Source organism: Pseudomonas sp. MWU16-30316 (assembly GCF_020515645.1).
Classification (GTDB): domain Bacteria; phylum Pseudomonadota; class Gammaproteobacteria; order Pseudomonadales; family Pseudomonadaceae; genus Aquipseudomonas; species Aquipseudomonas cerasi.
Map to the genome: position 1 here is coordinate 1 of NZ_JAIZAZ010000010.1, position 23,748 is coordinate 23,748.

The window sequence follows — 23,748 nt, forward strand, 5'->3', positions numbered from 1 at the left end:
TTCGCTTACGCGTTGAGGGTTTTTGTTTGTCTGGTGCCTGTAAAAACCAGCGTGAGAGCACGTTATTCAACATGTACTTCCGATCGACAGGCACAAAAAAACCACCGGCAAGGTGGTTTTTTATTTTCAGGGCAATCAATCCCCGCGGTATTCACATCCGCTGGTGCACGTCTCGTGAATACGGACGGCCGACAGTTCCGGCAGCAGAGGCTTCAACTCATTCCAGATCCATTTCGCCAGGTTTTCGCTGGTTGGATTCTCCAGGCCCGGGATGTCATTCAGGTAGTTATGATCAAGGCGTTCATACAGCGGTTTGAAAATCGCCTTGATTTCCGAAAAGTCCCGGATCCAGCCGGTATGCGGGTCAACCTTTCCGGCCAGATGAATGCCGACACGAAACGAATGGCCGTGCAGACGTCCACACTTGTGCCCCTCTGGAACGTGGGGGAGGCGGTGTGCTGACTCGAAGGTAAATTCTTTGAAGATTTCCACTGTGTATTGGCCCCGGAAAAATGGCGATCGCTGACGCGATAAATGCAATCTGCGAGTTTAACAGCAATGGCCTGAAACTCCATGCAAGGGTGAACCTGTCAGAGTGTTTGATGGCACTCGGCCAGATCTATTCAGTTTGAGTTAAGTTGTACCGGTTAAGGTGGGCGCCATAGAAGCACCGATCGTTATGGATACCCTCTATGAAAACGCTGACTACCCTGCTGGCGGCCCTCACATTGGTTTTGACGTCCTGTTTCATTCAGGCGTACGGCGTCGACCCGCAGGAAGTGCTGCGCCTCAGTGATGCAGGTACGCTTCATTCGGCTGAGAAACTAGACGCCAAAGCGCTGAGCAAACACCCCGATGCCAGTATTATCGGCACGCAGTTCAAGAACATATACGGCAGGTACGTTTACAATGTCGAGCTGCGTGACAAACAGGGTATTGAGTGGGTCCTCGAAATAGACGCCGCCACGGGCCAGGTCTACAGGAATCATCAGGATAACTAATGAATGTCGACAAGCGTCTCTGTGTCATCCTTGGTTTGAGCCTGACCTGCTCTTTTGTGTATGCCAGAGATCTGAATCAGGATGAAGCGCTCAGTTTGCGTCAGCGCGGGGTCATCCTGCCTCTCGAACAGTTCATCGAGCGCGCGATGGGCCTTCATCCGGGCTCTCGTCTGCTCGAGGCCGAGCTAGAGGAAAAGAATAATGTGTACGTGTATGAGTTTGAATTGCTGACCCCTGAGGGCGTTGTCCGCGAGCTCAAGTTCGATGCGCGTGATAGCCGATTGCTGAAAGACGAGGACGATGACTGATGCGCCTGCTACTGGTTGAAGACCATGTTCCCCTTGCCGATGAGCTGCTCGCTGCGCTGGGGCGTCAAGGCTACGCGGTCGACTGGCTGGCCGACGGGCGCGATGCGGTTCATCAAGGCGCAAGCGAGCCGTATGACCTGATCGTTCTGGATCTGGGGCTGCCTGGCATGCCAGGGCTTGAGGTTCTCCAGCAGTGGCGCAGCAAAGGTCTGGCGACCCCCGTGTTGATTCTGACCGCGCGCGGCTCCTGGTCAGAGCGCATAGAAGGCTTGAAGGCAGGTGCCGATGATTACCTGACCAAGCCTTTTCATCCTGAAGAACTGCAGCTGCGCATTCAGGCATTGCTGCGACGTTCGCACGGGCTGGCCAACCAGCCCACGCTGGAATCCGCCGGTCTTAATCTGGATGAAGGCCGTCAATGCGTCAGCCGGGACGGCGTGGATATCCAGCTCACCTCGGCAGAGTTTCGTCTGCTGCGTTATTTCATGTTGCACCCTGGACAGATTCTCTCGAAAAGCCATCTGTCAGAGCATTTGTACGATGGCGAAAACGAGCGTGATTCCAATGTCATCGAAGTCCATGTCAATCACCTGAGGCGCAAGTTGGGCCGCGCAGTCGTCGAGACACGCCGCGGTCAGGGCTATCTGTACGGCGGAGCCGGCGGTTGAAATCCATACAGCGACGTCTGAGTCTGGGGCTGATCGCCGTCATGGTCGTTGTCGGTCTGGTGATGGCGCAGACCAGTCTCTGGCTGTTCGAAGTGGGCCTGCAGCGCTACCTGGAGTCAGGTCTGCGCAACGAGAGTGAAAACCTGCTGGTAGCGCTGGTGCGAGGTCCTGCCGGGCTGCAACTGGATGACCATCGCCTGTCCGGTGCCTACCAGCGTCCACTGTCCGGCCATTACTTCCGGATGGACTTGCCGCAGGGGCACTGGCGCTCCCGTTCCCTGTGGGATTTCGAGTTGCCCCAGCCCGGGGTAGGTTTGCATGCCAATCTTGAGCTCGGCAAGACCGGGCAATCGCTGTTGATGCTGACCAGCGAATACCGCAAGTTCGGCAAAGAGGTTTCAATCACCGTCGCACAGGATTACACACCGGTCAGGGCGAGTTTTCGCCTCATGCAGCAGATCGGGCTGGGACTTGGGCTGGCCGCGCTGATCCTGGTGCTGGTATTGCAACGCATCACCGTGCGAAGAGCGCTTCGCCCGCTTGAAACCGTTCGCGAGCAGATTTTTCAGCTCCAGCAGGGCCAGCGTTCACAACTGGACAACCAGGTTCCCCTCGAACTCGAGCCGCTGGTGGCGCAGATCAACCACTTGCTTGCGCATACCGAAGACAGCCTGAAACGCTCACGTAACGCACTGGGTAATCTGGGACATGCCTTGAAGACACCGCTCGCGGTCTTGCTCAGCCTGGCCCTCAGCGGACAATTGGACGCCAACCCTGGATTGCGCAGGACCTTGCAGGAGCAGCTGGAAAATATCCGCCTGCGTCTGGAGCGCGAGCTCAATCGCGCACGTCTCTCCGGTGACGCTCTACCGGGAGCCCGCTTCGATTGTGACGCCGAACTGCCCGGGCTTTTCTCCACGCTGGGCATGATCCATGGTGCTCATCTCCAATTGATCAACGATGTCGAGGCGGGCATGTACCTGCCGTGGGATCGGGAGGACATTCTCGAGCTGCTCGGCAACCTGCTGGACAATGCCTGCAAATGGGCCGACAGCGAGGTGCGTCTGGACATTATCAGTCAGGATCAGGGCTTCTGCCTGTTGGTGGATGACGATGGACCCGGTATTCCGGAGGCGCAACGCGCAGAAGTGTTCAGCCGTGGCGCTCGTCTTGACGAGCAGATTACCGGCCACGGGCTGGGGCTGGGTATCGTGCGCGATATCGTCGAGGCATGGGGCGGTCAACTGCAACTGCAGGAGAGCCCGGCAGGTGGGCTTCGGGTACGCATCGACCTGCCCGAGCGGACTGCCCCCTAGGGCGTCAGCCAGTATCGTTCAGCGTCTTCATACAAAAGGCAGGACAGGTCTTAATGTCCATCGGAGAGTGCCGATAACCTGATTGGGCACCTCTGACTTATAAAAATAACCATAAGGCAAATCCTATGCGTCTCAGTCTGAAAGCCAAGGTTCTGTCGCTGGCAGTCCTGCCGGTTCTGATGTTTGCGCTGGTGATCAGCGCTACGACCGTATTCATGCTGCATCGGCAGGCCGAGCGAGAGGTCAGCGATACGCGAGAGCGCTTGCTCAACGAGGCCAAGGCAACGTTGCAAAACTACGTTGCTATCGCCATGACCGCCATCAAACCACTTTACGATGCCGCCGCGCCCGGCGACGACGCTGCGCGTGCCAACGCTATCAAGCTGCTTTCCTCGGTCAGTTACGGCAAGGATGGTTACATCTTTGGCTACGACTCTCAGGTGATCCGGATTTTCAGAAGCAACAGCCCTGACGGTGTGGGCAAAAGTTTTGCTGATGCCCGTGATGCGAACGGCGTCTATATCAATCGCGAGTTGGTGGCGGTCGGCAAGGCGGGCACCCACTATGTAATGTACTCGTCGGCCCTGCCTGGCAAGACTGAACCGGTCCCCAAGATCGGCTATACGGATTATCTGCCGAAATGGGATCTGGTCATCGGCTCTGCCGTCAATATCGATGGCATCGATGCTCAGGTTGCCGTGGTCAGGCAGGGTGTCGAGGCACGCTTGAAGGAGATGCTCTACAGCATTCTCGGCATTACCGTTCTGGTCCTGGTCATTATCGGCATCATCGGAATAGTGCTGACAGGCACTTTGCTGCGCCCGCTCGGCCTGATGAAAAACAGTCTGGATGACATCGCGGCAGGTGAAGGCGACCTGACTCGTCGGCTGGTGATTACCAGCAATGACGAGCTCGGTGATCTGGCAGGCTCGTTCAACAGGTTTGTCGACAAGATTCATGGCATGGTTCGTCAAATCAGTGAAATGACCGGGCAGCTCAATGGCCTGGTCGGCAAAGTCAGCTCGCAGGCACAGCGCTCGGAAACGGCCATGGACCGTCAGCGTCACGAAACCGATCAGGTGGCTACTGCAATCAATCAGATGTCGGCTGCTGCTCAAGAGGTTGCCAAGAGCGCGCAGGGTGCGTCCGTTGCTGCTCAGCAGACCGACGAGCAAGGGCGAGCCGCCAAGCGCGTGGTGGATGGCAGCATTCGGCAGATTCACGCGCTGGTGGATGACATCCGCAAAAGCGGCTCTTCACTGGACGTCTTGCAGAAGGATGTTTCTTCCATTGTCAGTGTGCTGGGCGTCATCCGCTCGATCGCCGAACAGACCAACCTGCTGGCACTCAATGCTGCCATCGAGGCCGCCAGGGCAGGGGAGGCAGGACGCGGTTTTGCCGTGGTCGCCGACGAAGTACGGGCACTGGCCAGCCGGACACAGCAGAGCACGCAGGAGATCCAAGGCATGATCGACCGCTTGCAGCAGGGCACTCAGGAGGCGGTGACAGCCATGCGCCGTTCCAGCGAAGCAGGCGACGGCACCTCGGCGCAGGCCAACGAAGCCGGTACATCGCTGGTGAGCATCGGCGAGCTGATCGCGACCATCAATTCGATGAACGCGCAGATCGCCAGTGCCGCAGAAGAGCAGACGGCGGTTGCCGAGGAAATCAATCGCAGCGTCCATCAGATCGCGGGTGCAGTCGAGAGTGTCGCCGATGAAACCCGGCAAAGCGCCCAGACATCACGCAGCCTGGCCGAACTCGGCGCACGCCTGGACGGTCTGGTCGGTCAGTTCAGGGTCTGATACCTCTCCGGCAGGGGTGTAAACCCCTGACACAGCCTGTACCTGGCATCGCCGTCATATTGCCGTCATGGAAGATGGCACTCGTGCGCTCGTGTGCTGACTAAGCTCTAGACCGGGCGCGATGCGCGGTCTAATGACATGGACAGGACATGAACGAAACCACGCTGCAATACAAAACCCTCATTCTGCTACTGGTACTGGTGACCATTGCCTTCATATGGATTCTGCTGCCGTTTTATGGCGCAGTGTTCTGGGCGGTCATCCTCGGGATCATCTTCGCGCCTGTGCAGCGCAAGTTGCAGATCAAGTTCAACTGGTCACGCAATCTTACCTCCCTGTGCACCCTGACGATCTGTCTGGTCATCGCGATTCTGCCGGTGATCGTGATCAGCGCCTTGCTGGTTCAGGAGGGCACCACGCTGTACAAGAACGTCGAGACCGGGCAACTGGATATTGCCGGCTATCTGGCCGAGTTCAAGGACCTGCTGCCGCACTCCATTCAGGCGCTGCTTGATCGTCTGGGCATGGGCGACCTGGAAGGGTTGCGCGACAAGATCGCCAAGGGTGCGATGCAGGGCAGTCAGTACCTGGCGACGCAGGCATTCAGCTTCGGGCAGGGCACATTCGACTTTGTCGTCAGCGTCTTCATCATGCTCTACCTGCTGTACTTTTTCCTGCGCGACGGACAGGAACTGGTGCGCAAGATCCGCACGGCCTTCCCGTTGGGCGAACAGCAGAAGCGTCGTCTGCAGCTCAAGTTCACCCGAGTGGTACGTGCCACGGTCAAAGGCAACGTGGTGGTCGCGGTGACGCAAGGTGCGCTGGGTGGCTTCATCTTCTGGGTGCTGGACATCCCGAGTGCGCTGCTGTGGGCGGTGATCATGGCGTTCCTGTCGCTGTTGCCTGCGGTAGGGGCCGGGATTGTCTGGGCGCCAGTGGCCATCTACTTCCTGCTCAGTGGCATGATCTGGCAAGGCGTGGTGCTGGGCTTGTTTGGCGTCTTCGTGATCGGTCTGGTGGATAACGTACTGCGCCCGATCCTGGTGGGTAAAGACACCAAAATGCCGGACTACCTTATCCTTATTTCCACGCTTGGCGGCATGTCGGTCTTTGGTCTGAACGGCTTTGTGATCGGACCTCTGGTGGCTGCGCTGTTCATCTCCAGTTGGGGATTGTTCAGCGGCTCCGGCTCCAAGAAACCCGTGAGACTGCCAGGCTGACATTGGCAGGTCGCGTGGTCGACACAGACCCGCGCATGCTCCCTGCCATTTATCAGGCAGGGAGCATGCGCGGTTTTTTTCATGAGAGCAGGTCTCATTCTGAGCTTTTTGCCGCGATCGCAGCCGAGTCCATGAAGGCGGCCAGATCGGTATTGAAGCGCGATGCTTCTTCCAGAAATGGCGCGTGGCCTGAGTTTTCGTACACCTTCGATTGAATTCGAGGATTGAGCTGCCGAGCGCGTGCGATGCTGGGCTGAAGGTTGACCAGTTCATCCTTGCCGCCATACAGCATCAATACCGGCACCTTTGCCTTGGGCAGGCCTTCGGCCACATCGACAGTCATTGCAGGCGTAGCACGGGTCATCGTCCACGATGCCATCGCAGCACTCGACACCAGCCGCTCGAAAGTCGGTGCGTCCGGTTGTGTGTGGAAGCACAGTCCGAGAAAGGTACGTACTGCATCAAGGTGGGTCTTCAGGTCCTCTGAACTCAGGCCGGCATATAGATGAGGGTGGGCTGTAATCAGGGCCGCGTTAAGCTCGATGACACCATCAACATACACAACGCCGCCGATCTTCGCGTCACCATAGGCGGCGAGGTAGTTGGACATGACCACGCCGCCCAATGACCAGCCGACCAATACCGGACGCTTGCTTGTGGTGGCTTCAAGTACCGCTGCCAGGTCGTCCGCATAGCGACGCCCGTTACGGTACGCCTCGACACTGTCGGGCTTGTCGGAAAGCCCGTGACCGCGCAGGTCATAGGTAATCATTCGGTAGCGCTGCAGTTGGGGACTCGCGATCTGCTTTTCCCAATTGAGGCGACTGCCCAGCAGACCGTGAATGAAAATCAGGGCCGGGCCGTTCGGATCGCCTGATTCCTGCACAGCGAGTTTGACGCCGTCAGGGGCTGTGACGGTGTAGTGTTTGTCTACTGCCAGGGCCAGTGATGATAGTCCGGTCAGCAGCGCAGCAAGCAAGGTATTGCGCAGCAGGTGAACGAAGCGAATGTGATTCATGAGGCTATTTCCACGCGGTAGAAGTGATGGGCGCACTGTAGGTCGATGACGCAGGACGGTCTATGACGTAAAATCCTGATAAATTGATTGATCGTCCTGAACTCGAAGTGGCCTCTCTCTATGCAAGCCCCGTCAAATGACCCCATCAGCGAGCTGCTGCTCGGTATGCGTCTTTTCGGCGTTCAATTCCGCAGGCTGGAAGTTGTGCCGCCTCTGGGTGTTGGCTTCACTAACGCAATCGGACGAGCGCAGTTTCATTTCGTCGGGCGTGGGCCGGTCTGGCTACGCAGCGCTGAGAGCGTTCTGTACAGGCTCGATACCGGCGACGCGGTTCTTATTCCGCGCGGTGGGCACCACGCTGTGTTGACGGCCGAAGACACGGCTGCAAGCGATGTACAGCTGTTTGACCCGTCTACCGGCATCAGCGATGGCGTTCACGATCGGTCTGATGCCGAGGAGGGCGGAGCGGTTGATCGGGCGATTATCTTCAGCTGTTGTATGGAGTTGGAACTGGGCGGCATGCAGCCGCTTGTTGCCGCCATGCCGGATGTCATGCAGGTCAGTACTCTGCTGGAAACGTGCCCCGAACTGCGGCCCATGCTCGCGGCAATGGAGCGTGAAGCCTTGATGCTACAGGCCGGGCACGCAGGCATTCTGGCACGTCTTGCTGAAGTCGTGGCCGCGCTGCTGGTGCGTGGCTGGGTCGCGGGTGGCTGTGGGAATGCCACAGGCTGGCTCGGTGCTTTGCAAGACCCTCGGCTGAGTCGCGCCATCGTCATGATGCACCAGCGTCCAGGCAGACGCTGGACGGTGGCCACGCTTGCCCATGAGGCCAGGCATTCCCGCTCTGTGTTCGCACAGCGCTTTCTTGAGGCAACGGGTATGCCGCCATTGCAGTACCTGACGGAGCTGAGAATGCGCTTGGCGTTTCACAGCCTGAGCCGTGAACACTGTTCTCTGGAGGCTGTTGCCAGTCAACTGGGTTACGGTTCATTGGCCGCCTTCAGCCGTGCATTCAAAAGAACGGTGGGCCTATCCCCAGGCGCTGTTCGTTCCGCGAAAAGCGTTGCCGGGTAGCCGTTCCAACCGTTTTCGGAGACAAAAAAAAGCCCTGCTCAAGAGCAGGGCTTTGCGTTTGCGCAGGATCAGCCTGCTACGTGCAGACCGGCATTGACCACCAGATCGAGCAGCGGTTGCGGGTAAACACCCAGCACGAAGGTCAGGATCGCAACGGCCAGCAGCATCACACCACCTGTGCGCTGAGCCCAGTTGATGGCTGCGTCGTGGCGAGGAAGCTTGTTGTCGACCAGATACATGGTGACCATCACACGCAGGTAATAGAACACGCCGATGGCGCTACCGATGACCAACGCCCCGATCAGCCACCACAGCTGCGATTCGACACCGGTGGCGATGATATAGAACTTGCCGATGAAACCAGCGGTAAGCGGGATACCTGCCAGCGACAGCATCATCAGGGTCATGACTGCCGTCAGGTAAGGGCGACGCCAGAACAGACCGCGGTATTCGAACATCGCGTCGGCATCACGTCCGCTGTAAGGCGAAGACATCATGGTGATCACGCCGAAGCTGCCCAGCGAGGTCAGGACGTAAGTTGCCAGATAGACACCAATCGCCTCGACCGCCATGCCTTTGCTGGCCACCAGCGCAATCATCAGGTAACCGAAGTGAGCGATGGAGGAGTAGCCCAGCAGACGCTTGAGGTTGGTCTGAGTCAGCGCAAGCAGGTTGCCGACCAGGATCGACGCTACGGCGATGACTGCCAGTACGTCATGCAGGACACCGCTGCTGGCTGCCGGTGAAATCTGGAACAGACGCACCAGTACCGCAAATACCGCCACCTTGCTGGCGGTTGCCAGGAAGGCCGCGACCGGCGCAGGGGCGCCTTCGTAAACGTCCGGGGTCCACAGGTGGAAAGGTACCAGTGACAACTTGAAGGCCAGGCCGACGACCATCATACCCAGACCCAGGCTGGCAATCGGGCTCGGCATACCGGTCGCTGTGATGGCCTTGCCGATACCGTCGAAGCTCAGCGAACCTGCCTCTGCGTACAGCAGCGCCATACCGAAGAGCAGGAACGCGGACCCTGCGGCCGACAGGACCATGTACTTGATGCCGCCTTCCAGCGAGCGCTTGTTGAAGAAGGCATAAGCCACCAGCCCGTAGACCGGCACCGACAGCAGTTCCAGGCCGATGAACAGGCCCGCCAGATGCTGAGCACTGACCAGCACCAGCCCACCGGCCGCTGCCAGCAGGATCAGCAGGTAAAGCTCTTCGCGATTGCCCGGATACCCGGCCTTGCCGTCACCCAGATAGGCGTGCGCCATGGTCACGCAAGCGAGGGTAGAGGCGAGGATGATCGCCATGTACAGGCAGGCAAAGTTGTCGATATGCAGCAGTGGCGTCACGACCAGAGGGGCAACTTTCAGTGCTGGATAGATCGACAGCAGGGCCAGGTTGAGGCCTGCTACCGAAAGCAGGAACGTTTGCGAGTGATTGCGGCGCCATGCGATCGCCAGCATCACCACGACAATGGTGAGGCTGGTGATCAGCAGTGGCGCAAGCGCAATAAAGTGTTGAATCGTCAGGTCCATAGCGCTCTTACCGGGCCGAAGCGAGTTGAGTGAAGGCAGTGCCTAGCCATTGCTGCACGCCGTGCATGGTCGCTGCCGAAGTGTCGAGGAACGGCTGCGGGAACACCCCGAGCACGACCAGCAACACGGCAAGGCCCAGCACCATGATCATTTCCCGTCCGTCCATGCCCTTCAGAACCTCGTCGGACTTCGACGGGCCGAAGTAGGCGCGGTGGATCATGATCAGCGAGTAGACAGAACCAAATACCAGACCGGAGGTGGCGATCGCCGTGATCCATGGTGAGCTGGCGAAGCTGCCCAGCAGAATCAGGAACTCGCCGACGAAGTTGCCAGTGCCCGGCAGACCCAGAGAGGCGGCGGCAAAGAACAGGCTGATGGCCGGGATGTAAGCGATGCGTGACCACAGGCCGCCCATCTCACGCATGTCGCGGGTGTGCAGGCGCTCGTACAGCTGACCACTGAGAATGAACAGTGCCGCAGCCGACAGACCGTGGGCGATCATCTGGATCAGTACGCCTTGCAGCGCCTGCTGGCTGCCCGAGTAGATACCGATCAGTACGAAGCCCATGTGCGAAACGCTGGAGAACGCGATCAGGCGCTTGATGTCAGTCTGGGCAAATGCCAGGAATGCGCCGTAGAAGATACCGACCAGCCCCAGCGTCATGGCAATCGGTGCGAACTCGGCCGATGCGTTGGGGAACAGTGGCAGGGCAAAGCGCAGCAGACCGTAAGCCGCCGTCTTCAGCAGGATACCCGCCAGGTCAACGGAGCCTGCAGTCGGTGCCTGGGCATGCGCATCCGGCAGCCAGGAGTGCAACGGCACCACCGGCAGCTTGACGGCGAAGGCAATGAAGAAGCCCAGCATCAGGATGTACTCGGTGCCCGGTGCCAGTTTGGTCTTCAGCAGGTCGGCGTAGGCAAAGGTGATCACGCCGGTCTGATTGAAGTGCACCAGCACCAGACCCAGGATCGCCACCAGCATGATCAGGCCGCTGGCCTGAGTGAAGATGAAGAACTTGGTGGCTGCGTAGATACGGGTTTTCTTCCCATCCGAAGAACTGTGACCCCAGAGCGCGATGAGGAAATACATCGGCACCAGCATCATTTCCCAGAAGAAGAAGAACATGAACAGGTCGATGGCCAGGAACACGCCCACGACACCGCCCAGGATCCACATCAGGTTAAGGTGGAAGAAACCGACCTTGCGCTGGATTTCCTTCCACGAGCACAGCACCGACAGCACACCCAGAAGGCCGGTCAGCAGGATCATCAGCAGCGACAGGCCATCGAGTGCCAGATGCACGTCGATGCCGAAGCGGGTGATCCACGGGTGGTGGAATTCCAGGGTCCAGGTCGGATCGGCACCCGGCACCGGCGCGTAGCCGAAGTTGCCGGTAGCCCACAGCCAGAGGCCGAGAACCAGTTCCAGGGTCATTGTCAGCAACGCAATCCAGCGCGGCAGGGTAGAGCCGAAGCGCTCACCCAGCCAGCACAGCAGGCCGCCGATGAAGGGGATCAGGATTAGCCAGGGCAGAATCATGACGGGCTCAATTCCTTTCGCAAATTCGCAAGGTTCATATCAGATCGCAACCAGAACGACGGCACCGAGTACCAGAACGGCACCCACGGCGATCGAGGCAGCATACCAACGCAACTGGCCGGTCTCGGTGCGGCTCATGGTGTCATGACCGCCTTTGACCAGACGTGGGATCAAGCCGATGGTGCGGTCGAACGGATCACTACGCAGTACATGACTGATTGCCAGATACGGCTTGACGAACAGCTTGTCGTAGATCCAGTCGAAGCCCCATGCCGCGAACCACCAGGCCGAGAGGAAACGGCCCGGAGCGCTGTTGGCGATAGCCGTCGCCAGGCGGCGCTTGCCGAGGAACAGCAATGCTGCCAGCAGGATACCGGCCAGCGCGATGGCGCCGGAGGCGATCTCCAGGCTGTGCTTGGCTTCGCCACCGGCATGGCCGACGCTCTGCGGCAGCACACCGGCCAGGGGCGGAGTGATCCACGCGCCGATGAACGTCGACAGTACGATCAGCACCGACAGTGGCAGCCAGTGAGCGATACCGTGACCTGCGTGTGCTTCGGTCTTGGCTTCACCGTGGAACGCGATGAAGATCAGACGGAAGGTGTACAGCGACGTCATGAACGCGCCCACCAGACCGGCATACAGCAAGCCGTTGTTACCGCTGGCAAATGCTTCCCAGAGAATTTCGTCCTTGGAGTAGAAGCCCGCCGTCAGCAGCGGCAAGGCGGAAAGAGCAGCGCCACCGACGATGAAGCTGGCGTAGGCCAATGGCAGTTTCTTCCACAGGCCGCCCATCTTGAAGATGTTCTGCTCGTGGTGGCAGGCAACGATCACCGCACCGGAAGCAAGGAACAGCAGCGCCTTGAAGAAGGCGTGGGTCATCAGGTGGAAGATCGCGCCTTCCCAGGCGCCAACGCCCAGTGCCAGGAACATGTAACCGATCTGGCTCATGGTCGAGTAGGCGAGGATACGCTTGATGTCGGTCTGCACCAGTGCGGCGAACCCCGCCAGAACCAGCGTGACGCCGCCGACAATGCCGACCAGATGCAGGATGTCAGGTGCCAGTGCGAACAGGCCATGAGTACGCGCAATCAGGTAGACGCCCGCCGTGACCATGGTCGCTGCGTGGATCAGCGCCGAAACAGGAGTAGGACCGGCCATCGCATCCGCCAGCCAGGTTTGCAGTGGCAGCTGTGCAGATTTACCGACCGCACCGCCCAACAGCATCAAGGTCGCCAGCACGATCCAGAAATCGCCGACCTTGAAGTGTTCCGGCGCCCGGACCAGCAGTTCCTGCACATTGAGCGTGCCCAATTGCTGGAACAGGATGAACAAGCCGATAGCCATGAACACGTCACCGATACGGGTGACGATGAACGCTTTGAGGGCTGCGTTGCCGTTGTTGCGGTTGCTGTAATAGAAACCGATCAACAGATAGCTGCACAGGCCCACGCCTTCCCAACCGAAGTAGATGAACAGCAGGTTGTCGCCCAGGATCAGGAACAGCATGCTGGCAATGAACAGGTTGGTGTAGGAGAAGAAGCGCGAGTAGCCCGCTTCACCGCGCATGTACCAGGACGCGAACAGGTGGATCAGGAAGCCGACACCAACCACGACGCCCAGCATCGTGACGGACAGCCCGTCCAGATACAGCGCGAAGTTGGGCTGGAAGCCATCGACGTCCATCCAGCGCCACAGCACCTGCGTGTAGTGACCGCCTTCAGGTGGTGCCACGTTGAACTGCCAGATGACCCAGGCCGTGACGATGGCTGAAAGGCCGATGGAGCCGACACCGATCAGCGCAGCGAGGTTTTCCGAGATGCGTCCACGGGAGAACGACAGCAGCAGAAAGCCGATGAGGGGGAATACGAAAGTCAGAAAGAGAAGGTTCATCCGCGCATCTCGCTGGCAGCATCGATATCGAGAGTGTGGAAGCGGCGATACAGTTGCATCAGGATCGCCAGGCCGATACTGGCCTCGGCTGCCGCAAGGCTGATCACCAGGATGAACATCACCTGCCCGTCCGGTTGCCCCCAACGGCTGCCGGCCACAACGAACGCCAGTGCAGCGGCGTTCATCATGATTTCCAGGCTCATCAACACGAAGAGAATGTTACGGCGCACCATCAGGCCGACCAGACCCAGGCAGAACAGGACCCCGGCGACCGCCAGACCGTGCTCAAGAGGGATAGCATTCATTGGCTTGGCTCCTTGGCCTCGTTGCGGCCCAGATGGAAGGCCGTGATGGCTGCTGCAAGCAACAGCATCGAGGCGAGTTCCACCACCAGCAGATAGGGCCCGAACAGGCTGATGCCGACTGCCTTGGCGTCGACCGTGGTGTGACCGACACCAGCGCCGGTCGGGTTGGCGAACAGCACATACAGCAACTCGGCCAGCAACAGCGCGCCGAGAATGACCGGGCCGATCCATATGCCGGGTTTGAGCCAGGCACGTTCCTGCTGAACCGAGGCCGGGCCGAGGTTCAGCATCATCACCACAAACACGAACAGGACCATGATTGCGCCCGCGTAGGCAATGACTTCCAGCACGCCGGCGAACGGAGCGCCGAGGCTGAAGAACGTCATTGCTACGGCGATCAGCGAGATGATCAGGTAGAGCAGGGCGTGCACCGGATTCGTGTTGGTGATCACCCGCAGGGTGGACACAACAGCGATACCGGATGCGAAGTAGAAAGCGAATTCCATCTTTACTTCCTTAAGGCAGCAAGCTCTTGACGTTGATCGGCTCGGCTTCGTTCTGTGCGGAGCCCTTGGGCTTGCCGCCGATGGCCATACCGGCAACGCGATAGAAGTTGTAGTCAGGGTTCTTGCCGGGTCCGGAGATCAGCAGGTCTTCCTTCTCGTACACAAGGTCCTGACGCTTGAAGTCGGCCATCTCGAAGTCCGGCGTGAGCTGGATCGCGGTTGTCGGGCAGGCTTCTTCGCACAGGCCGCAGAAGATGCAGCGCGAAAAGTTGATGCGGAAGAAGTCGGGGTACCAGCGTCCGTCCTCTGTTTCGGCCTTCTGCAGCGAAATGCAGCCGACGGGGCAGGCTACTGCACACAGGTTGCATGCCACGCAGCGCTCTTCACCATCGGGGTCGCGGGTCAGGACGATGCGGCCGCGATAGCGGGGCGGAAGATAAACCTGCTCTTCGGGGTATTGCAGGGTGTCGCGCTTGCGAAAGCCGTGGCCGAAGACCATGACCAGGCTGCGCAACTGAGTACCCGTACCCTTAACGATGTCACCAATATATTTGAACATGGGTCAAATCCTCACTGAACCGAGCCTGCCGGTGTGTTCAACAACACAATCGCAGCAGTCACCAGCAAATTGATCAGGGTCAGCGGCAAACAGAACTTCCAGCTGAAATCCATGACCTGGTCATAACGCGGGCGCGGGATGGAGGCGCGCAGCAGGATGAACAGCATGATGAAAAACGCGGTTTTCAAGGCGAACCAGAAGAATGCCAGCGATGGCAGAATGTCGAACGGGCCGTGCCAGCCACCGAAGAACAGCGTCACCAGCAGCGCCGAGATCAAGATGATCCCGATGTATTCGCCCACGAAGAACATGCCCCATTTCATGCCGGCATATTCAATGTGGTAGCCGTCAGCCAGTTCCTGCTCGGCTTCCGGTTGGTCGAACGGGTGGCGGTGAGTGACCGCGACGCCAGCGATGAAGAACGTACAGAAGCCGAAGAACTGCGGAATGATGAACCACAGGTTCTGCGCCTGATATTCAACGATGTCGCGCATGTTGAACGAGCCGACCTGAACCACGATGCCCATCAGCGCAAGGCCCATGAACACTTCGTAGGACACGGTTTGTGCCGAAGCACGCAGGCTGCCCAGCAGGGCGAACTTGTTGTTGCTCGACCAGCCGGCGAACAGCACCGCATACACGGACAGACCGGCCATGGCGAAGAAGAACAACAGACCGATGTTCAGATCCGCGACGCCCCAGGTCGGGGTGATCGGGATGACCGCAAAGGCGATCAGCAGGGCACTCATGGCAACCACCGGCGCCAGGGTGAAGATCACCTTGTCGGCGAACGGTGGGGTCCAGTCTTCCTTGAAGAACATCTTCAGCATGTCGGCTGCGATCTGGAACATGCCGAACGGACCCACACGGTTCGGACCATAACGGTCCTGCCACCAGCCCAGCAGACGACGTTCGATGAAGCTCAGCAGGGCACCACAAACCACGACCGCCAGCAACACCACGATGGCCTTGACCACTGCAATGATTGCGTCGATCACATCAGGGGTAAACCAGGTCATTGCGCTGCCTCCTGCAGACCGTCAACGGATTTGCCGAAGAGTGCTGGCGGAATGCCAGGCAGTCCTGCCGGCAATGCCACAAGGCCCGCGCCCAGTTCTTCGCTGATGCGCAACGGCAAGGTCAGCGTTTCACCGCCGATGCTCAAGGAGAGCAGGGCACCGTCGTTAACGCCGAGACGATCGGCTTCGGACTTGGCCACTGCGACATAGGCCTGCGGGATGCGTTCCTGAACCGGCGCGGCCAGAGACGAGGTTTCGTCGCTGCCAAACAGGTGGAAGAACGGCACGACCTGCCAGGTGCCGCGCTCTGGAGAGAACGCACGTGGCACGCTGGAGAACCAGGACAGACCATCGCCCTGGCTTTCGATCAGGCGAGTGCCCGGGTCGCCGGCGCGCAAGTGACCGCCGACTTCGTCCTGAAACTTGTTCCAGGCCTGCGGCGAGTTCCAGCCCGGCGACCAGGCGAATGGCACCTGCTGACGAGGCTCGGCCGAGCCCGAGTAGCCTTCCATGGAGAAGGAGAACGCTGTGTCGATGTCTTGCGAGGTGCGCGGCTCATGCACGCTGATGTTGGCTCGCATCGCGGTACGGCCGCTATAACGCAGCGGTTCGCGAGCCAGTTTCAGGCCCTTGATGCGGAACGACGCAGACGGCGCCGCGTTGACGATACCCGCCAGTTGCGGCGTGCTGCTGGCGCAGGCTTCGGTGACGTGGTCGAGTTGCGTCCAGTCAACCGGCTTGTTCAGCAAAGTAGCACGCAGGGCATGCAACCAGCGCCAACCTTCATGGACCAGGATGCTGGCATCCAGATAGGTCGGATCGAAGACCTGAAAGAAGCGCTGGGCACGGCCTTCCTGGCTGACCAGTGTACCGTCGCCTTCAGCGAAGCTGGCAGCTGGCAGGACCAGGTGGGCGCGGTCGCTGGTCGGGGTTTTCTGATGGTCAGCGACGATCACGACCTTCGCAGCGCTCAGTGCGGCGTCGACGATCTTGGCGTCCACACGACGATACAAATCGTTTTCCAGCACCACGATGGCGTCGGCCTTGCCGGAGATCACCGCTTGCAGCGCGGCATCTACGGACTCGCCGCCGAACATCGCCAGGCCCATGCTGTTGGCTTCAGGCACGATCAGGCTGATGGAACCCTGCTTGTCGCGCAGCTTCAAGGCCTTGGCGATGTTGGCAGCAGCTTCGATCAGCGCTGTCGAACCCAGCGAACTGCCGGAAATGATCAGCGGTCGTTTGGCAGCCAGCAGCGCATCGGCAATGCGTTGCGCCAGTTCCAGCGCCTCGCTGTCCAGACCATCGACGGCAGGTGCGCTGGCGTCCAGGGCATGAGCCACGGCAAAACCGATACGCGCCAGATCATCGGGCGCTGCATGCACGCATTCTTCTGCAACATCGTCGAGACGGGTTTCGGCGAGGCTGGCGATGAACAGCGGATTGAGCTCGTGCTGACCGATGTTCTTCACGGCCGCGTCGAGCCACGGCTGGACTTTCATCGCCGCAGCCATGTCTTCAGCCTTGCCTTTGACGGCTTGGCGCAAGCCCAGAGCCATACGTGCCGCCGTTTGGGTCAGGTCTTCGCCGAGGACGAAGATGGCATCGTGATCTTCGATGTCGCGCAGGGTCGGGATCGGCAGCGGGCTGTCGTTCAGGACCTTGAGGATGAGTCTGATACGCTCCAGCTCACCGGCTTCGATACCGCTGTAGAAATGCTCGGCCCCCACCAGCTCACGCAGCGCATAGTTGCTTTCGAGGCTGGCGCGAGGAGAGCCGATACCGACGATGTTACGGCCGCGCAGCAGGTCCGCCGCCTTGTCCAGCGCCTCGTCCAGGCTCAGTTTGACCTGGCCGTCGACAAGCAATGGTTGGCGCGGGCGATCCTTGCGATTGACGTAGCCGTAGCCGAAACGTCCGCGGTCGCAGAGGAAGTACTGGTTGACCGAGCCGTTGTAACGGTTTTCGATGCGGCGCAATTCACCGTAGCGTTCACCCGGGCTGATGTTGCAGCCGCTGGAGCAACCGTGGCAGATGCTTGGTGAGAACTGCATGTCCCATTTGCGGTTGTAGCGCTCGGAGTGGGTCTTGTCCGTGAACACACCGGTCGGGCAGACCTCGGTTAGGTTGCCGGAGAACTCGCTTTCCAGCGTGCCGTCTTCAACGCGACCGAAGTACACGTTGTCATGGGCACCGTAGACGCCCAGGTCGGTGCCGCCCGCGTAGTCTTTATAAAAGCGTACACAGCGATAACAGGCGATGCAGCGGTTCATCTCGTGCGCGATGAAAGGCCCCAGCTCCTGATTCTGGTGGGTACGTTTGGTGAAGCGATAACGGCGCTCGTTGTGGCCGGTCATCACGGTCATGTCCTGCAGGTGGCAGTGACCGCCTTCCTCGCAGACCGGGCAGTCATGCGGGTGGTTGGTCATCAGCCATTCGACGACACTGGCCCGGAAGGCCTTGGACTCATCGTCTTCGATGGAAATCCAGGTGTTGTCGGTGGCTGGCGTCATGCAGGACATGACGATACGACCGCGTGTGTCGTTCTCGTCGGTGTACTGCTTGACCGCACACTGGCGACAGGCGCCAACGCTGCCAAGGGCAGGGTGCCAGCAGAAATAAGGGATATCGAGGCCCAGCGACAGACATGCCTGTAACAGGTTGTCTGCACCATCGACTTCGAGCGCTTTGCCGTCTACGTGAATAGTAGCCATGGTTCAAAGGTCTTCGTTGGCCCGTTGTCAGCGGGCGTGGCTAATGGAATCTCGGTAGTACCCGTATCGTTCAGCCCGGAGGACGTCAGCAGGTACGAGGACGGCAGCCCGAACAGCCGCCGACCGTTGTGTCTTGTTATGCGCCGACCACTGTCGGACTTTTGCCCGGAACGAGCGTGGCTGCGCTGGCTGGCGCGATACCGGCTTCGAACTCTGAGCGGAAATACTTGATCGCACTGCCCAAGGGTTCAACGGCGCCCGGTGCATGGGCACAGAAGGTCTTGCCAGGGCCGAGGAAATTGACCAGACCCAGCAGGGTTTCGATATCACCCGGCTGACCCTGACCGTTCTCGATGGCGCGAAGCATTTTCACGCTCCATGGCAAACCGTCGCGGCATGGCGTGCAGAAGCCACAGGACTCCTGAGCGAAAAACTCTTCCATGTTGCGCAGCAGCGAGACCATGTTGACCGAATCGTCGACCGCCATCGCCAGACCCGTACCCATCCGGGTGCCGACCTTGGCGATACCGCCTGCATACATCTGGGCGTCCAGATGCTCAGGCAGCAGGAACCCCGTACCGGCGCCTCCGGGTTGCCAGCACTTGAGCTTGAAGCCATCGCGCATGCCGCCGGCGTAGTCTTCGAACAGTTCGCGAGCCTGTACGCCGAAAGGCAGCTCCCACAAACCGGGGTTTTTGACCTTGCCGGAGAAGCCCATCAGCTTGGTGCCGTGGTCTTCACTGCCTTCGCGAGCCAGCGACTTGTACCAGTCGTTGCCGTTGTTGACGATGGCAGGCACATTGCACAGGGTCTCGACGTTGTTCACACAGGTCGGCTTGCCCCACACGCCTACTGCAGCGGGGAAGGGCGGCTTGGAGCGCGGGTTGGCGCGGCGGCCTTCCAGCGAGTTGATCAGTGCGGTTTCTTCACCGCAAATGTAGCGACCGGCACCGGTGTGCACGAACAGTTCGAAGTCGAACCCGGTGCCGAGAATGTTCTTGCCCAGCAAACCGGCGGCCTTGGCTTCCGCCACTGCGCGATTGAGGTGCTTGGCCGCAGTGACGTATTCGCCGCGCAGGAAGATATAGCCGCGATAGGCTTTCAGCGCGCGGGCACTGATCAGCATGCCCTCGACCAGCAGATGGGGCAGTTGCTCCATCAGCATGCGGTCTTTCCAGGTGTTGGGCTCCATCTCGTCCGCGTTGCACAGCAGGTAGCGGATGTTCATGGATTCGTCTTTGGGCATCAGGCCCCATTTCACACCGGTGGGGAAGCCTGCGCCACCGCGGCCCTTGAGGCCGGAATCCTTGACCGACTGGACGATATCGTCAGGCGCCTGTTGCGTCAGCGCCTTGCGCGCTGCGGCATAGCCGTCCTTGGTCTGGTACTCGTCGAGCCAGACCGGTTCGCCGTCGTCGCGCAGACGCCAGGTCAGCGGATGGGTTTCTGCCGTGCGCGCAATGCGGTTGGCAGGGCCGAAGGAAGTGATGGTCATAGGTAACCCTCCAGCATCTTGGCAACGCCAGCAGGCTGTACATCGCCGAAAGTGTCGTCGTCGACCATCACGGCCGGCGCCTTGTCACAGTTGCCGAGGCAGCAGACCGGCAGCAGTGTGAAACGACCGTCGGCGGTGGTCTGACCCAGGCCGATGCCCAGTGAGTTCTTGATCTCGTCGACCACGTTTTCGTGGCCGCCGATGAAGCACACCATGCTGTTGCAGACGCGAATGATGTGACGCCCGACCGGCTGGCGAAAGATCTGGCTGTAGAAGGTGGCAACGCCTTCGACGTCGCTGGCGGGAATGCCCAGCAGGTCGCCGATCGCGTAAATCGCGCCGTCGGGCACCCAGCCACGTTCCTTCTGAACAATTTTCAGGGCTTCGATGGACGCCGCGCGCGGGTCCTCGTAGTGATGCATCTCATGCTCGATGGCCGAGCGCTCGGTTTCGCTCAGCGCGAAACGGTCTGTCTGGATTAGCGGGCTATTCATGCTTAGCGGTCCACGTCGGCCATAACGAAATCGATACTACCCAGGTACGCGATCAAGTCCGCGACCATGCTGCCTTTGATCACCGAAGGGATCTGCTGCAGGTGCGGGTAACTCGGGGTGCGGATCCGGGTACGGTAGCTCATGGTGCCGCCGTCGCTCGTCAGGTAATAGCTGTTGATACCCTTGGTCGCTTCGATCATCTGGAAGGACTCGTTGGCCGGCATGACCGGGCCCCACGAAACCTGCAGGAAGTGCGTGATCAGGGTTTCGATGTGCTGCAGGGTGCGCTCTTTCGGCGGCGGCGTGGTCAGCGGGTGATCCGCCTTGTACGGGCCTTCCGGCATGTTGCGCATGCACTGGTCGATGATCTTGATGCTCTGGCGCATCTCTTCGACGCGGACCATGCAGCGGTCATAGGCATCGCCATTGGCGGCCAGCGGCACTTCGAATTCGAAGTTCTCGTAGCCCGAGTAAGGGCGCGCCTTGCGCAGGTCGAAATCGCAACCGGTGGAGCGCAGGCCTGCACCGGTGACGCCCCATTCGAGGGCTTCCTTGGTGTTGTAGGCGGCGACGCCGACGGTACGACCCTTGAGAATGCTGTTCTGCAGGGCAGCCTTGGTGTATTCGTCCAGGCGCTTGGGCAGCCAGTCGACGAAGTCCTTGACCAGTTTTTCCCAGCCACGCGGCAGGTCGTGAGCGACCCCACCGATGCGGTACCAGGCAGGGTGCAGACGGAAGCCGGTAATCGCTTCGATCACGGTGTAGGCTTTCTGGCGGTCGGTGAACGTGAAAAACACCGGTGTCATGGCGCCTACGTCCTGAATGTAGGTACCCAGGAACAGCAGGTGACTGGTGATACGGAAGAACTCGGCCATCATGATGCGGATGACGTCGACTTTTTCCGGCACCTTGATGCCTGCCAGTTTCTCGACCGAGAGCACATAAGGCAGGTTGTTCATCACCCCGCCCAGGTAATCGATACGGTCAGTGTAGGGAATGAAGCTGTGCCAGGACTGGCGTTCGGCCATTTTCTCGGCACCACGGTGGTGGTAGCCGATGTCCGGAACGCAGTCGACGATCTCTTCGCCGTCCAGTTGCAGAATGATACGGAACGCGCCGTGAGCAGAAGGGTGGTTCGGCCCCAGGTTGAGGAACATGTAGTCCTCGTTGGCGCCAGAGCGTTTCATGCCCCAGTCTTCCGGACGGAAGCGTGCGGCTTCCTCTTCCAGTTGCTGTTTGGCGAGGGTCAGGCTGTACGGGTCGAATTCCGTTGCACGGGCAGGGAAGTCCTTGCGCAGCGGATGACCTTCCCAGGTCGGCGGCATCATGATGCGGCTCAGGTGCGGGTGGCCTGGGAAGTCGATGCCGAACATGTCCCACACTTCACGCTCGTACCAGTTGGCGTTCGGCCAGATGCTGGTAATCGTCGGTACGCTCAGGTCGCTTTCGGAAAGCGCTACCTTGATCATCACGTCGCTGTTTCGCTCGATCGACAGCAGGTGATAGAACACGGTGAAGTCTGCACCGGGCAGACCACGACGGTTTGTACGCAGACGCTCGTCCACGCCATGCAGGTCATAGAGCATGGAGTAGGGCTTGGGCACGTTGCGCAGGAACGTCAGAATTTCAAACAGTCGGGCGCGCTCGACCCACAGCACGGGCATGCCGGTGCGAGTCGGCTGGGCAGTGAAAGCCTCGGCACCAAAACGGTTGTTCAGTTCAACGACGACATCTTGGTCGTCAGCCTTGTAAGGCGGGATGTACAGAGCGTTGTCTGCAGTCATAGGTCTCAATCACTTCGGTCAACGTACAGAATCAACCCCGGTTCTTGTCTTTTTTATAAGAAGAACGGGCTGGATCAGACTTCGTCGGGGCTGCGCAGGTTGGTCACCTGAATACGCTGTTCGCGGCGCTGTTCCTTTTGCGATGGCATCTCGGCGCGATACACGCCTTGATCGCCAACGACCCAGGAAAGAGGGCGACGCTCCTTGCCGATGGATTCCTGCAACAGCATCAAGCCTTGCAGAAACGCTTCGGGGCGGGGCGGGCAGCCGGGCACGTAGACATCCACGGGAAGGAATTTGTCCACCCCCTGGACCACTGAGTAGATGTCGTACATGCCACCGGAGTTGGCACACGAACCCATGGAAATGACCCACTTGGGTTCGAGCATTTGCTCGTAGAGACGCTGGATGATCGGCGCCATCTTGATGAAGCAGGTACCGGCAATGACCATGAAATCCGCCTGTCGTGGCGACGCCCGGATCACTTCAGCGCCAAAGCGCGCGATGTCGTGGGGTGCCGTGAAGGCGGTGGTCATTTCCACATAGCAGCACGACAGGCCGAAGTTGTAGGGCCACAGGGAGTTTTTACGTCCCCAGTTGACCGCACCGTTCAGCACGTCTTCCAGCTTGCCCATGTAGATGTTTTTGTGGACTTGATCTTCTAACGGATCGGAAACGGTTTCCCGTTTGCCGATGGGGTACTGCTCGTTAGGAGCGTCCGGGTCGATCCTGGTGAGATTATATTGCATCGCCAAAGCCTCATTGTTTCAGCTTCGCTTGCCGATTACGGCGACCTTCAGGAGCCCAGTCAAGAGCACCAACCCGCCATAGGTAGACAAGACCTGCCAACAGAATTGCTATGAAAACGAGAGCTTCGACGAATCCGGTCCAGCCGCTTTCGCGGACGGACACAGACCAGGCAAAGAGAAAGAGGGCTTCAATGTCAAAGATCACGAAAAGCATCGCGACCAGATAGAATTTTGCGGAGAGACGCAGGCGCGCACTGCCGGTAGGCAGCATGCCGGATTCGAAAGGTTCGTTCTTGCTGCGGCCCCAGGCCTTGCTTCCGAGCAGGCTGGAGAGACCGAGCATGAAGGCGCAAAGGCCGACAACACCCAAAAGGAAAATGGCGAAGCCCCAGTTATGGGCAATCAGACCTGTCGATTCGGGCATGCTGTCAGTCCTTGTTAGAGAGCAAAGGTCTCTGTGCTTGATAAAGAGTCGAGGCAGTGACGAAATGTCGCAGTGCGGTCAACGGATTGATTTTATGTGCAAACAGTTGGCAAGTAAATTTTCTACATCAAATTTATTTACGGAATTAATTGCCCAAGGCCTTTCAGGGAGGCTGCAGGGCCTGCCGGGCGGGCATCAGCGGGGATTTCGTTAATTATGTTTCTTGACCGAGAAAAGCAGGAAAACGCAATTTGAATGATAATTAATATCATTTGAAGTGGTCTTGATAGTTCAGCGTTCGGTAGTCGGCGCATA

Annotated in this window: 22 protein-coding genes; 7 read left to right on the top strand and 15 right to left on the bottom strand. The window is 59.3% G+C overall.

From position 1 onward, the window contains the following. Positions 1-135: 135 nt before the first annotated feature. On the bottom strand, positions 136-492 hold the full coding sequence (gene queD, locus LCH65_RS23960; protein ID WP_003317991.1) for a 6-carboxytetrahydropterin synthase QueD: 357 nt from the start codon (positions 490-492) through the stop codon (positions 136-138). Between the two features lie 200 nt (positions 493-692). On the opposite strand from queD, the gene LCH65_RS23965 reads away from it, so the two are divergent. From LCH65_RS23965 to LCH65_RS23990, 6 genes are all read left to right on the top strand, one after another. Further along, positions 693-1,001, top strand: a complete 309-nt coding sequence (locus LCH65_RS23965) for a PepSY domain-containing protein (protein ID WP_096107834.1) — start codon at positions 693-695, stop codon at positions 999-1,001. Further along, complete coding sequence (locus tag LCH65_RS23970) at positions 1,001-1,309, top strand: PepSY domain-containing protein (protein WP_003317989.1); 309 nt, start codon at positions 1,001-1,003, stop codon at positions 1,307-1,309. The genes LCH65_RS23965 and LCH65_RS23970 overlap by 1 nt, the downstream gene beginning before the upstream one ends. Further along, positions 1,309-1,977 (top strand): response regulator transcription factor, encoded by a 669-nt coding sequence (locus tag LCH65_RS23975; protein WP_003349419.1) that lies wholly within the window; start codon positions 1,309-1,311, stop codon positions 1,975-1,977. The genes LCH65_RS23970 and LCH65_RS23975 overlap by 1 nt, the downstream gene beginning before the upstream one ends. Next, entirely contained in the window at positions 1,974-3,293 is a 1,320-nt protein-coding gene (locus LCH65_RS23980) for a sensor histidine kinase (RefSeq protein ID WP_054081095.1), read from the top strand. The genes LCH65_RS23975 and LCH65_RS23980 overlap by 4 nt, the downstream gene beginning before the upstream one ends. Before the next feature lie 125 nt (positions 3,294-3,418). Then, complete coding sequence (locus LCH65_RS23985; RefSeq protein WP_096105228.1) at positions 3,419-5,098, top strand: methyl-accepting chemotaxis protein; 1,680 nt, start codon at positions 3,419-3,421, stop codon at positions 5,096-5,098. Between the two features lie 149 nt (positions 5,099-5,247). Further along, the gene (locus LCH65_RS23990; RefSeq protein ID WP_054081093.1) at positions 5,248-6,318 is read left to right on the top strand and encodes an AI-2E family transporter; all 1,071 of its coding nucleotides are present in this window, start codon (positions 5,248-5,250) and stop codon (positions 6,316-6,318) included. Positions 6,319-6,412: 94 nt separating this feature from the next. Here LCH65_RS23990 and LCH65_RS23995 read toward each other — a convergent pair whose 3' ends face one another. After that, positions 6,413-7,336, bottom strand: coding sequence for an alpha/beta hydrolase (locus LCH65_RS23995; RefSeq protein ID WP_074805955.1), 924 nt, complete (start codon positions 7,334-7,336; stop codon positions 6,413-6,415). 120 nt (positions 7,337-7,456) lie between these two features. On the opposite strand from LCH65_RS23995, the gene LCH65_RS24000 reads away from it, so the two are divergent. Further along, positions 7,457-8,413, top strand: coding sequence for an AraC family transcriptional regulator (locus LCH65_RS24000; protein ID WP_058396342.1), 957 nt, complete (start codon positions 7,457-7,459; stop codon positions 8,411-8,413). A gap of 68 nt (positions 8,414-8,481) precedes the next feature. Here the strand turns inward: LCH65_RS24000 and nuoN are convergent, their stop codons facing one another. From nuoN to LCH65_RS24065, 13 genes are all read right to left on the bottom strand, one after another. Beyond that, positions 8,482-9,951, bottom strand: coding sequence for an NADH-quinone oxidoreductase subunit NuoN (gene nuoN, locus LCH65_RS24005; protein WP_054081090.1), 1,470 nt, complete (start codon positions 9,949-9,951; stop codon positions 8,482-8,484). Between the two features lie 7 nt (positions 9,952-9,958). Then, positions 9,959-11,491, bottom strand: a complete 1,533-nt coding sequence (gene nuoM / locus LCH65_RS24010; RefSeq protein WP_002554022.1) for an NADH-quinone oxidoreductase subunit M — start codon at positions 11,489-11,491, stop codon at positions 9,959-9,961. A 39-nt stretch (positions 11,492-11,530) separates the two neighbouring features. Then, positions 11,531-13,384 carry an NADH-quinone oxidoreductase subunit L gene (gene nuoL / locus LCH65_RS24015; RefSeq protein WP_024663375.1) on the bottom strand — a complete coding sequence of 618 codons (1,854 nt, stop codon included), beginning with the start codon at positions 13,382-13,384 and terminating at the stop codon, positions 11,531-11,533. Continuing rightward, positions 13,381-13,689: an NADH-quinone oxidoreductase subunit NuoK gene (gene nuoK / locus LCH65_RS24020; RefSeq protein WP_003317980.1), complete on the bottom strand. Its 309-nt coding sequence runs from the start codon at positions 13,687-13,689 to the stop codon at positions 13,381-13,383. Before nuoK ends, nuoL begins: the two co-directional genes overlap by 4 nt. Continuing rightward, the gene (gene nuoJ / locus LCH65_RS24025) at positions 13,686-14,195 is read right to left on the bottom strand and encodes an NADH-quinone oxidoreductase subunit J (RefSeq protein ID WP_003317979.1); all 510 of its coding nucleotides are present in this window, start codon (positions 14,193-14,195) and stop codon (positions 13,686-13,688) included. The genes nuoK and nuoJ overlap by 4 nt, the downstream gene beginning before the upstream one ends. A gap of 10 nt (positions 14,196-14,205) precedes the next feature. Continuing rightward, on the bottom strand, positions 14,206-14,754 hold the full coding sequence (gene nuoI / locus LCH65_RS24030) for an NADH-quinone oxidoreductase subunit NuoI (RefSeq protein WP_002554018.1): 549 nt from the start codon (positions 14,752-14,754) through the stop codon (positions 14,206-14,208). An 11-nt stretch (positions 14,755-14,765) separates the two neighbouring features. Next, positions 14,766-15,773 (bottom strand): NADH-quinone oxidoreductase subunit NuoH, encoded by a 1,008-nt coding sequence (gene nuoH, locus LCH65_RS24035; protein ID WP_003371726.1) that lies wholly within the window; start codon positions 15,771-15,773, stop codon positions 14,766-14,768. Further along, positions 15,770-18,487 (bottom strand): NADH-quinone oxidoreductase subunit NuoG, encoded by a 2,718-nt coding sequence (nuoG, locus tag LCH65_RS24040; protein WP_044308829.1) that lies wholly within the window; start codon positions 18,485-18,487, stop codon positions 15,770-15,772. The genes nuoH and nuoG overlap by 4 nt, the downstream gene beginning before the upstream one ends. A 136-nt stretch (positions 18,488-18,623) precedes the next feature. Further along, positions 18,624-19,982: an NADH-quinone oxidoreductase subunit NuoF gene (gene nuoF, locus LCH65_RS24045; protein ID WP_003405108.1), complete on the bottom strand. Its 1,359-nt coding sequence runs from the start codon at positions 19,980-19,982 to the stop codon at positions 18,624-18,626. Further along, positions 19,979-20,476 carry an NADH-quinone oxidoreductase subunit NuoE gene (nuoE, locus tag LCH65_RS24050; RefSeq protein WP_003371730.1) on the bottom strand — a complete coding sequence of 166 codons (498 nt, stop codon included), beginning with the start codon at positions 20,474-20,476 and terminating at the stop codon, positions 19,979-19,981. Before nuoE ends, nuoF begins: the two co-directional genes overlap by 4 nt. 2 nt (positions 20,477-20,478) lie before the next feature. After that, positions 20,479-22,260: an NADH-quinone oxidoreductase subunit C/D gene (gene nuoC, locus LCH65_RS24055; RefSeq protein ID WP_002554013.1), complete on the bottom strand. Its 1,782-nt coding sequence runs from the start codon at positions 22,258-22,260 to the stop codon at positions 20,479-20,481. Between the two features lie 74 nt (positions 22,261-22,334). After that, positions 22,335-23,009, bottom strand: a complete 675-nt coding sequence (locus LCH65_RS24060) for an NADH-quinone oxidoreductase subunit B (RefSeq protein ID WP_002554012.1) — start codon at positions 23,007-23,009, stop codon at positions 22,335-22,337. A gap of 10 nt (positions 23,010-23,019) precedes the next feature. Next, positions 23,020-23,433 (bottom strand): NADH-quinone oxidoreductase subunit A, encoded by a 414-nt coding sequence (locus tag LCH65_RS24065; protein WP_002554011.1) that lies wholly within the window; start codon positions 23,431-23,433, stop codon positions 23,020-23,022. Positions 23,434-23,748 lie beyond the last annotated feature (315 nt).